The 10,947-nt window shown below is 52.5% G+C and carries 7 protein-coding genes; 5 read left to right on the top strand and 2 right to left on the bottom strand.

The window, feature by feature from the left end:
- The first annotated feature begins 401 nt into the window (after positions 1-401).
- The 5 genes from TPRIMZ1_RS19210 to TPRIMZ1_RS0114580 all read left to right on the top strand — a co-directional run bounded on the left by TPRIMZ1_RS19210 (position 402) and on the right by TPRIMZ1_RS0114580 (position 4,366).
- Positions 402-659, top strand: a complete 258-nt coding sequence (locus TPRIMZ1_RS19210) for a hypothetical protein (protein ID WP_157784274.1) — start codon at positions 402-404, stop codon at positions 657-659.
- Between the two features lie 242 nt (positions 660-901).
- Entirely contained in the window at positions 902-1,900 is a 999-nt protein-coding gene (gene murB / locus TPRIMZ1_RS0114595; protein ID WP_010261696.1) for a UDP-N-acetylmuramate dehydrogenase, read from the top strand.
- A gap of 100 nt (positions 1,901-2,000) precedes the next feature.
- Positions 2,001-3,239 carry a Crp/Fnr family transcriptional regulator gene (locus TPRIMZ1_RS0114590; protein ID WP_010261694.1) on the top strand — a complete coding sequence of 413 codons (1,239 nt, stop codon included), beginning with the start codon at positions 2,001-2,003 and terminating at the stop codon, positions 3,237-3,239.
- Between the two features lie 41 nt (positions 3,240-3,280).
- The gene (locus TPRIMZ1_RS19205; RefSeq protein ID WP_010261691.1) at positions 3,281-3,874 is read left to right on the top strand and encodes a hypothetical protein; all 594 of its coding nucleotides are present in this window, start codon (positions 3,281-3,283) and stop codon (positions 3,872-3,874) included.
- The gene (locus tag TPRIMZ1_RS0114580) at positions 3,875-4,366 is read left to right on the top strand and encodes a DUF192 domain-containing protein (protein ID WP_010261688.1); all 492 of its coding nucleotides are present in this window, start codon (positions 3,875-3,877) and stop codon (positions 4,364-4,366) included.
- 4 nt (positions 4,367-4,370) lie between these two features.
- Here TPRIMZ1_RS0114580 and cfpA read toward each other — a convergent pair whose 3' ends face one another.
- Both cfpA and TPRIMZ1_RS0114570 read right to left on the bottom strand, forming a co-directional pair.
- Positions 4,371-6,140, bottom strand: coding sequence for a cytoplasmic filament protein CfpA (gene cfpA, locus TPRIMZ1_RS19200; RefSeq protein WP_010261685.1), 1,770 nt, complete (start codon positions 6,138-6,140; stop codon positions 4,371-4,373).
- A gap of 26 nt (positions 6,141-6,166) precedes the next feature.
- Positions 6,167-10,423, bottom strand: coding sequence for an Ig-like domain-containing protein (locus TPRIMZ1_RS0114570; RefSeq protein ID WP_232616844.1), 4,257 nt, complete (start codon positions 10,421-10,423; stop codon positions 6,167-6,169).
- Positions 10,424-10,947: the final 524 nt, after the last annotated feature.

Here is a 10,947-nt window from a genome sequence, read left to right as displayed (position 1 = left end):
TTTGTCACATAATGCGGTAAAGGGAGTTTTTCAGGAAGAGCGGGGCGTAGCTTGCCGCTTTGTGTCACACAATGCGGTAAGGGGGTCTTAGCCTATACTGCTACCCAGCCTGACACTATGGTGTGCGAAACCGGTTTGTGGAGAAAGTTCCTGGTAATACTTTGTGATACCGGCGGGCGGGGGGATGCCCTTCCCCCCGCCCGTCTTTGCCGATAAAGTATCTCTATAAGCTTTTTTTACAAAACCCCTGTATAGATTGACGGAAAAATGGGCTGGGATTACACTCATAGAGGGTCATGTGATGCCCATACAGATCATAAACCGGAAGAAGCTGCCCCCTGGGGAGAGCCGCTGGCTGGTCGGTTTAGACCGTGGTTTAGACCGAGAGAGCGTAGGCGCCCATGAGTGCGTATTTATACATGTTGGCACAGGCCAATGACCGTCAGGTCGAGGGGGTTTTAGGTATGCGTGGTGACGCCATTATAGACAATATTTTTATCGAGTTGGGAGCCGCCGCCAGGTGGGAAACCAAAGGAAAGGTCGAGGGTAAAATAGAAGACAAGCTTGAGACAGCCCGGATTATGAAAAAACACAACGAGCCGGTAAGCAAAATAGCCCTCTACACCGGCCTAAAAGAAGACCAGATTGCCAAAGCCTAACCCTGCCTATGTCACACAATACTACGCTAAAGGATCTTCGCCTATAATACTACCCAGCCTGAAACTCCGGCATGTGAACCCGGTTCGGGGTATACCTTTCTTCGTCCCATCTGACACCGGCGGGCGGGGGGAGGGGCATACCCGGCCGAACACATTGCGGACCTACGGTCCGAGGAATTCCTCGCTGGAGGAGACCCGAAGGGGCTCCGTAAGCGAATTCTACAAGCGTGTGAGCGCCGGGTATGCCCCTCCCCCCGCCCGTCTTTGCCGATATACTACGGTATATGTATACCTCAACTAACCTTCTGGATATCGCCAAAGCTATCGCCGCAGAAACAGCCTTCTCCGGAGAGATGCGGTGTAACGAACCTATGGCATCCCACACGACCTTTAAGGTAGGCGGTCCTGCGGAGCTTTGGGTGCGGCCCCAGGGGGATTGCTTTCCCGGGTTTGTGGCGGCAATTTTGGGACAGGCCCGGGCTTTGGGTATACCCCTGTTTGTTCTGGGGGGCGGCGCGAATCTGGTGGCGGCGGATGCGGGGATACGGGGTATCGTGCTGGATACCACGGGCTGGTCGGGCGGAGCCGGGTGGGAAGGCGGTTCCGTGAAGGTGCGGGCGGGGACCGTGGTGGATGAGGCGGTGGAGGCGGCGGCTGAACGGGGTTGGGGGGGGCTTGAGTTTTTAGCGGGGATGCCCGGGACGGTTGGGGGGGCGGTGTGGATGAACGCCCGGTGTTATGAAAAGCAGGTTTCCGACGTGTTGATGGGAACGGAGATTCTGGACGAAAACTTCCAACGAGTATGGGTTCCCTGTAAGGCGGGGGACTTTGCCTATAAGCGGAGTCCCTTTCAAAAACGGGATGTAGTGATTCTGGCGGCGGAATTTCGCCTGGAAAAACGGGCGGCGGCGGATATACGGCAGGAAATGGAAGCCCATAGACAGGACCGGAAGGAGAAGGGGCATTACCGGTATCCTTCGGCGGGATCGGTGTTTAAGAATAACCGGGAATTCGGGAAGCCCACGGGGAAGATTATCGATGAGCTTGGCCTGCGGGGGCTCCGGATAGGGGGGGCGCAGCTTGCGCCATGGCACGGGAATATCATTATCAATACCGGGAATGCCACCGCGGCTGATATACGGAAGCTGACGGAGCAGGCGGCCCGGAGGGTGAAGGACGCCCTGGGGATAGCGTTGGAACCGGAGATTATTTTTGTGGGAAATTGGGAAGAAAATGGCTGAAAAACAGGTTTTTTTTTCGTTTTTCTGGTATATATTAATAATATAATTCTTTCATTGACATGATGGGTAAGGGTTTCTATACTTTTTTAAATAGGTCGTTATGAATACACCGCTTCTGCTGACGTTTGTAAATTTTAAAAAAAACTCATATATTGTGGTAGAAGGGAAACGGAATGCGGACCGTTTTTTTATTATCCGCGAGGGAAAGGTACAGATTTCCAAGGCAGTGGAAGTGGTGGAGGAAGAGGGGGGCAATCTGTTAGGTCCCGGCGATTTTTTCTCCGTCGTATCTACCATGTCTAACCACAGTCATATCGAAACTGCCCAGGCTTTAACGGACGTTACCCTGATTTCGGTCCAGAAGGAGCAGTACGGCGAACTGATTCAAAAAAACACCGCGGTGGCCATGAAGATTATCCTTCAATTCTCCCGGCGAATGCGCTATCTGGACGAAGCCCTTACCAAGCTGACCCTGAAGAACAACTCCGAAGATAATGTTTCCCAGCTTTTTATAGTGGGGGAATACTACGCGAAGATAAGCCAGTTCAACCTGGCCTATTACGCCTATTCCCAGTATCTCAAGCATAGCCCTCGCGGAGTTAATTTCAATGCCACCCGGGAACGGATGATGAAGATAGCCCCCTACGTAAAATCGCCGCCCCAGGTATTCCCCCCAAATGAATCTGCCCGGAAATACACCAAGGGTACGATGATCTTTTCCGAAGGAGAACCGGGGGACGAGCTGTATATTATCCAGAAGGGGTCCGTGAAGATTATCAAGATTGCCGATAACAACGAAGTCCTGCTGGCGGTCTTAAAAACCGGGGATATTTTTGGGGAAATGGCCCTGCTGGAATCCAAACCCAGAACGGCCTGCGCGGTGGCTTACGAGGATTGTATGCTCCTCATGGTGAGCCGGGCAAACTTTGCCCGCATGGTCGCCACCCAGCCCCAGATCATCGCCAAGCTTACTACCCTGCTTTCGGAACGGATCTGGTTCATCTACAAACAAATCGCCAATACCCTGCTTGAGGACCCCATAGGGCGCATTTACGACGCCCTGTTGATTCAGCTTGAAAAGAGCAGGGTGGATTCAAATGTTGAGCAATCGTACATTTTTGATTTTGGTCCCAATGAATTGATAAACATGGTGGGCATCTCCCCGGCGGACGGTACCCAGCTGATTAGGAAGTTCATGAACAACCGGAATATTCAGCTTGTCAATGGCAAAATCTGCGTACTTGATGTCTTTGAAATCGCCAAGCAAACCCAATATTACCGGAATATGCAGCGTATCGAAAAATCCCGGCACAGTACGGCCAAAAAAGCAAGACACTAAAGCGCTTAGTTTTGATCCCGGATTTGCCGACATTAAACGTAATGAGATACCCCTACTTCCTCATTTTGATATGTTTTCTCTCTCTGCCGGGTTTTGTTTATCCCCAGGATAGTGAGACCGCGCCAACAGAAAATCCCGATGAACCGGCCCCTCTGTCCCGTAGTTTCCGCCATATATTCTTAGGTATTGGTCTTGAGGAACTTAAGACAGCCCTTCGGGATGACAATATTTTTTATTTCCGGGAGGACCGGGATGTTTCCCTGATGCCCTCTGACCGGGAGCAGACCCTGGTGGAAACCCAGGGATTTTCCTTCATACGCCGGGCATTTTTTCAGCTTCGGTATGGGGAAGTTTTTATCATGTCCTTTTCCCTGAACACCACCCTGGTGGATCACTATTCGGTTTTTTCTTCCCTCCGCCAGCGCTACGGGGAACCCAGTTCCCTGAACCCCCAGGAAGCGGTATGGGAGAACGATGATACCCGGGTATCCCTTGAACGGCCCTTGACGGTGAAATATATCGATAAGTATAATTTTGAAATGTTAAAGCTATCCCCCGCCGAGATTCTTGTGGGGCCCTCCGCAGACGGCGCCCGGGATCTGCTTAACCGTAACGAATTTCTGGAAGGTTTTTAATTGAAGAGTCCCCGGCGCCGCAGGTATTATTTTGCAGTTTTAGTGTGCATAGCACTGTTTTTCTGCGCAGCCCTAAACTGCGCCGCCGGGGGTTCGGGCTCCCAGAGCCGGCTTGAAACGCTGGAATTACATATACTGCGCTCTGATGGAACTGAGGCGCCTATCCTAGCGGAAATAGCCCGTACGGAAGATCAGCGCACCCGGGGCCTTATGGGCAGGAAATCCCTTGCGGACGGGCAGGGGATGCTCTTTGTTTTCGAACGGGACCACATACTTAGTTTCTGGATGAAGAATACCCTGATCCCCCTTTCCATTGCCTATATTGCCTACGACGGACGTATCCTGGAAATTCACGACATGCAGCCCCAAAGCCTGCGTACAATCCAGTCCAGCCGTTCCGCCCGCTACGCCCTGGAAGTCCCCCAAGGCTGGTTCACCCGTGCGGGTATTAAACCCGGCGACGTACTTGGTCCAAACCTGCCGAAAGAATAAACCGTTATATTTCCCGGATATTGTCGTCGTCAGGTTTTTTGGCTGCCTTTGCGGCCTTGGGTTTTTTTTCAGCGGGTTTGGCGGGTGGCGGCGGGTCCAGGTAGATGCCGCCGGAAACACTGCTAACCAGATCGCCGAAGCCTTGGGCTGCGGGGAAGGATGGGCGGCTGGGGACGGAGAAGGCCGTGTCCTGGAAACTCTTGGCTACTCCCTGGAGAAATTCATTGAGGGCCTTGGACATTGCTTCCAGGGTAATCCGTTTCCGCTTGATCGACGTAATATCCACGTCGAGCACCAGGCCCGGGTGCAGATGATAGGGGTTTATTCCGTAGTCGAAACGGGTATATTCTTTTTCCAGAAAATTTAAGCGCTCCTCCAGGGAACGCCGTTCCGCCGGGTACTCATATTCGCCGTAGAGATCCTTGATCATTTCCCGCATCAATGCGATACGCTGCCGGATCCGTTCCTTTTCGTAGGTGTAGGTACGGTTCATCCTTTCCACATCCGTTTCAGCGGCTTTTACAAAACTAAGACCGTCCCAGGGTTTTTCGATATCCTCGTACAGAGCATCGGGTTTCCCCTTGTTTATTTTTCGGAGCCGGTCCTTGGTTTTCAGGGTGAGGTCCTTGAAGTCGCTCACCTTAAAGGGGGATTTGCTGTCCTCGTAAATAAGCTGGAGTATATCCCATACGTGGAGGATCTCGGTCTCGAAGCTCTTCATTTGTACATCGTAGGCCTTGCGCTCCTCAAGGATCTGGCTGCCGTCGTAGTAACGCATCCGTATTTGGTAATGCTCGTCCGGGAGGTCCGCAGCATCGCTGTCATCGTATTCGCGGATAAGGAGTTCCCGGGCATTTTTAAAATTTTCCACATACTGGAACCCAAGGCGGGAGTTATCCAGGATAGAGGTAAGGGAATTTACCGCGGTGTTGAAACCCCGGTCGCGGATATTTTCGCCGTCCACGATCTTCTTAAGATTCTCCCGAATATTGAGCTGATCATATTCTGATGGATCTATTTCCGCCCGGGTATCCTTAAGGCGGTCAAGGATTTCCTTCGCTATGAGGGAATACCGTTTTGCCTTGGCCTGTCCCGGATTGTCGTCGGTAAATTCTTCCACCTTCTCTAATTTATTAATGATAATTTCCGAATCGGACAATTCATCCAGCCCCTCGTCCAGCCTTTCGTCCCGCAGTTTTTCTACTTCCTTATCGATGGTTTCGATAATATTTTTGGAGAGGATATCCTTGATAAGGTATTCCATCGTTACCTGGTAGTGGAATATGGGGCTGACCAGTTCCGATTCAAGGATATTGACGCAAAGTTTAAGGTCCGTAACGGTCTTGGGCCTTTCTGGATTGTCACGAAAGGCGCTTTTTACCACCGTATAGGACTTATCCCCGCGGATAAAGACACCGCTGTCGCTGTTATGCCGAAGCAGGCTGTTCGTCTGGTTTTCCAGCTCGTTTATTCCCCGCTGGATATGGCCTTGGAGGTGGCCGTACATATTGACCAGGGATTTTTCCACTTCCCGGGTGTTAAACTTATCCTCCCCGCCAACCTGATCCAAGAGCTCCCCAATATCCTTTGGGACATACCGGGCAACGGCCTGGAAACTCTGGTTAAAGTAGCTGAACAGTTTTTCTTTCAAACCCCCATTCTGATCCAGGGACTCAAGGATTTCCTTTGGCAGTTTGGCGCTTATATGGTGGATAACCTTTTCGGTCTCCTCCTGCATGAGCCGGTTCACATCATCGTCATTTGCGGATTCCATATCCCGACCCCTCCTTATTTAATAGTTTAGAACACATTCATCCGTATTCCCCAGGAGATACGGAACGTGAAACGATCCACGTCCCCGGGCACGTCGGAGGTGGTGAACCAGATGGCGGGCTCCATAAAGAAGGCGTAGGCACTGAAGGCCTTAAACTGGGGGAAGGTAAACCGGGCTATTTCCCATTGTGCCAGGAAGGCCCCCAAAACCTGGGGTCCCGCATTGGCGTTTGTCATGGAGAAGTAGGAAAAGTTGGCGCCCAGCGCCCAGGTCATGGAGAACATTTCCCAATCCGGTCCAAAGACATACCGGAAGGGGAGGTTGTAAATATTTGCTATAAGCTTTACTCCAAATACGGTTCCGGGGAAACGCCAGGTATTGTCGTCGCTGGTGGGCGCCAGACCTCCCTGGAACTGGAGCTTAACGTTATTATCAAAGAAGGTAATCCCCATACCGATACTGCCGTAGGTGGCGCCGAAGACGGTTCCATCAATGTAAAGCCCCTGGATGATCGGCGGGATCATATACAGCATCTTATCCCCGGGGCGCAGGTTGATCATGAGCGAATCAAAGGAATATTCCTCACTGGCGGTACCGTACACATAGAGGGTATCCCGGTGGAGGCTGTCCTCTTCGGGATCAAGGGTCTTGAGCTCCGGCGGATCCAGGTCTATGGTTACCACCACCCGGCGTATGGCTATTTCGCCGTTGGCGAATTCCGCACGGACCAGTATGGGCAGGGGACCCCGGCCAAGCTCGCTGCATTCCAGACGGAATTTCCATTCCTTGCTGCCCTTAGTCCGGTGGAAGGTCCGGCCGTTGTCAAAGCTTACCATTACCTGGCTTACTTTATAGTAGGTGCGCTCATTTTTGGACATGGAAGCCCATTGGGACGGGGAAAATTCCATCCAGGCCTTCCCCTTGAGCCAGGGCCGCCCATTGATGACATCGCCGTCAACATGGCTTTCTACGGATACGATAGGTCCGGTATCGCGGTAGAGCATGGGATGCTCATTGCTCAGCACCGTTTCCCCCGAGGGGGTTTGGAAGCTTGCGGAAAGGATTATGAACCCGTCCTCGGGCACCTTTTCCTGGGGATATTTAAAGTAGAAGTTTCCGTATTTATCCACCGGGATCATGGTAAGTGGTTCCCGGTTAGCCCAAATCTGCACTTCCTGGGGTATTTTCAGACCCTTGGTTCTTCCGCTGATATTGATAACCCCGGTATGTACTTCCCCGGGCATGGGGTTGAAGAAGGCCGCTTCGGATGCCGCAGCCTCGTTTGTTTTGGTGACGTTCCTGCTGACCACGGCGGTATTGCCCGCCAGATCCGTGGCGACAATACGGATATTGTAGGCCCCCTCGGGGGCGTCGGTAATATCCAGGGTTTCCAGTATAACCGGAGCGGTGGTATCAAGGTTAAAGCTTAACCGGAAGGTGGAATCCGTAACCGCGATAACCTCCAGGGTGATATCCTGTATCTCGATATTATCCAGAATACGGGCGGCAATTTCCAAATCATTGCCCACCGAGGCGTCGTCATAGGGAACCTGGAAAACCATTTCCGGCGGAGTATTATCGATGTTGATCATGGCGCTGTCTATGGTTTCCCGGTCGTAACGGTCCCGGGCCCGCATGAGCAGGGCGTATTCACCGTCTTCGTAGAAGTTGGTATTTAAGGTAAGCCGCCAGTCCTCCGCGCCGTCCGCCTGCTGGTAGGAGTTCCCGTTATCCATGGATACCCAGACCCCCATGATACCGTTGTTGTCGGTAGCGTGGCCCTGGAGATAAATGACCCCGCGGTTGTAGATGGTCATTACCGGGTCTGTTAGGGTAACCGTGGGATTCGCGGTACTTACCCGGATAGTCCTGGTAAAGACCTCGCCCTGGATGCCGTAAATATCCTCGCCAAAAGTCTCGATAAGCCATTCACCATCGGAGAGATACTCCATGGGAATATCGATACGGAAGGACTCCTTGGTTTCGATAAAGGTAAAATCGGTGGAGAGTGCGGGAGTTTCCTCCTCATCCTCCGCCCAAGCGAACATCCGGGTACGGTCGGCGCCGCTTTCTTCCCGCTTAACAAGCCGCCAATAGACGCCGTAAACCCCATCATCATCCCGGGCTAGACCGGTGATGGTCAAATCTTCGGTGATAACCTCTCTTTCCATGGGCTTATTATAGGTAATAACCGGATTATCCGAATCGGCGTCCACCGGAACATTAAGGGGCACCAAAAAGGTATCGCCGCTTTTATCGGTTACCCGGAGGGTAAACGTGCCCCCCGCCCTGTCCATGGCGGTGAAATCGAAGAGGGTGGAGAATTCGTATTTCTCGAACCCCGCCTTCATGGGGATGGGGGTAAAAATATTGTCATCGGTGGTAAAATCGATGGCAGTGACCGGTACGTAGGAGTATACCCGGCCGGTGATGGTTACGGAACCGTTAACCGGGGTTCCGTCCTGAATGGGGGATATAAAGACGACTTCCGGTTCTGATATTGCCCGGTTCAGGGGGAAATAGAAGGGGATAGCGGGCAGGTCCCGCTGGATGGTCCGTATTTCGGCATGGATGGGTCCTTCCCCAAAGGAGTTGAGATCGATGGGGAACTCAAAGCTGCCGTCCCCACGGATAGTCAGGGAACTCCAGTCCTCCTGGGGATTAAGCCGGTATTCCAGCCTAAAGGCGCCGCCCTGGGCAATGAGGGTTGAGTAGGGGACTTCGTCGATCACCGTCGATTCCGCCGCGCCGGTATCTCCACCTTCGCCTTCCAAGAGGCTTGCCGCAAGGGAAATATCGGTCATGGCGGAAAGCTCTTCCAGGATAGAAGCGTCCAGACCGGCTCCCCCGCTGCTGAGGTTCTGCTGGGCGATGTGCCCATGGACGGTAACCGAACGGTCCCGAACAAAGTCATACGCCTTATGGCTGGTTATCACGATTGGAGAAGGTTTGGGGTCTATCGCACCCTCGCTGCCCTGGGGTTTGTTGACCCGCAGGGTAAAGGGAGAACCCACGGTGCCGTCTTCGGCCTTGGCCCAGAGCCGTATGGTGCGTCTGCCCTGGGGAATCATGTCCGGAGAAATCCGGAAGCCCGGCTGGGCGGGAAGTTCCTCAATCCTGCCTTCCATGATGATAGAAAAGGGAATAAAGCCCGGGGCAATGCGCCCGTAGATGGACTGATCCGGTTCGAGGTTGTTAAGCCCCGATATGGGATAATCGGTTTGAACCGCCGGGGTTTTTACCTTGCGGTTATCGGAAAAGCGTTTAACCAATACGGTTGTGTTATTGCTTTTGTCTACCGCAGTTACCCGGAGTATGGGGTTACGATTTTGGTAGGAAATATTCAGATTGATATCCCAGTAGGGATCCCCCGGCCGTATGGGGATTTCGTGGGTTTCCCCCACCCATTCGTAGTAGAATTTGGAAAGTCCCACGGCGTCGTGTATTCTTCCGGTAACCCTGGTAGCCCCCAGGGAATTCTCGCCATCCGCAGGGGAAAGGATCTGGATAAGCGGATGTTCGTTGTCCACGTAGAGCAGATAGGGCTGGGTACTGATAAGGCCGGTGGTATCCGTGGCCCGGAGTTGGAAGAAAACCTGGCCATCGGGGAATCTGGTGGTGTTGAAGGGGACCATAAAGTTAACCTTTTTGGGGTCCTTTCTATTCCGTACAAAATCCAGTTCCGTAAAGGTGGCGCCCCCATTGGCGCTGAACTCCACCGTAGCAATGCCGTTAAAATCCGATGCCTGCCCCTGGAGCTTTAGGTTACCCGACACAAGCTGACCCGTTTCTATACCGACGAATTCCACCAAAGGAAGGGTTCTGTCGTATACGAAGGGTATTTCAAGCTCCGGCCCTTCGGTCCGTTTAAGATCCTGGGCTTTAACGTAGAGGGTATGCCTTCCCTCCTGCAGGGTCCGTTCCTGGACTACCCCGCTCATCAGGGTTATGTCCTGGGCAAAGGTGGAGATGTGGAATTTCCAGTATTCGGTGCCCTCCGCCAGGGCCGGCGCCTGATCGTCCAGGCGAACCGTGACCCGGTCCACCCCAAAACGACCGCTGGCAACCCCGAGGAAATCCGTATCCTGGCGTATTACCGCATTTGCATCGGGGTAAACGATCCGCACAACCGGAAGCCCGGCGTTGGGGTCCACGATGATGTTATAGGGTCCATCGATGGTTTGGTTCCCCGCGGAATCCCTGGCGCGAACCAAAAAGTTATGTTTTCCCCGTTTGAGGTTTGTAATATCGTATTCTTTTTGCCATATTTCTTGTCCGTCCACGGGCAGCCAATTCTCTTGCTTGCCATGTCCCCACAAAGAAGTAGTTAAAAGAAAGAAAACGCCAATTGGATAAAGGCTTCGTAGTATGAATTTTAACATGCGGGTTATATTTTTAGCCTTACTGCCCATTATTCGCTCCTTCCTTCTGTAAGTCTATAGAAAAATCGCTAAAATTGAAAGATAAAAAATGACATTTTCTCAAAAAAAAACATAAACTTCCACGCGATCCAGAGAAAACTAACTTAAGGTATCGGCAGAATGGGGGGAAAAGATAAGTGTTTTTTCCCCCCCCTATGGACCCCTTAGCTTGGTTTCGAGAACGCACAATACGAAGTATGGGGGCCTGGTGGCTGAGAAAGATATGGGGACCCTCCCCTTCGGGGTCCTCCCCATATCTTTCCCACCACCACCCCCGATAACTGATCCTGTTGTGCGTTCTCCACGTCCTGAGGGGTCCATAGGGGGGCCTTTGTCGCATAACGATGCATATGCCGCTTGGGGGCTTAGTTAGAAGCGTAATTTGA

This window comes from Treponema primitia ZAS-1, assembly GCF_000297095.1.
Classification (GTDB): domain Bacteria; phylum Spirochaetota; class Spirochaetia; order Treponematales; family Breznakiellaceae; genus Termitinema; species Termitinema primitia_A.
Note: the sequence above shows the minus strand (reverse complement) of the source record. Positions and strands in the feature narration are given on the sequence as shown.

Excerpts from the sequence above, each read along its gene's own strand:
- TPRIMZ1_RS19210 (WP_157784274.1), top strand. The coding sequence starts at position 402 with ATGAGTGCGTATTTATACATGTTGGCACAGGCCAATGACCGTCAGGTC.
- murB (WP_010261696.1), top strand. The coding sequence starts at position 902 with ATGCCCCTCCCCCCGCCCGTCTTTGCCGATATACTACGGTATATGTAT.
- TPRIMZ1_RS0114590 (WP_010261694.1), top strand. The coding sequence starts at position 2,001 with ATGAATACACCGCTTCTGCTGACGTTTGTAAATTTTAAAAAAAACTCA.
- TPRIMZ1_RS19205 (WP_010261691.1), top strand. The coding sequence starts at position 3,281 with ATGAGATACCCCTACTTCCTCATTTTGATATGTTTTCTCTCTCTGCCG.
- cfpA (WP_010261685.1), bottom strand. The coding sequence starts at position 6,140 with ATGGAATCCGCAAATGACGATGATGTGAACCGGCTCATGCAGGAGGAG.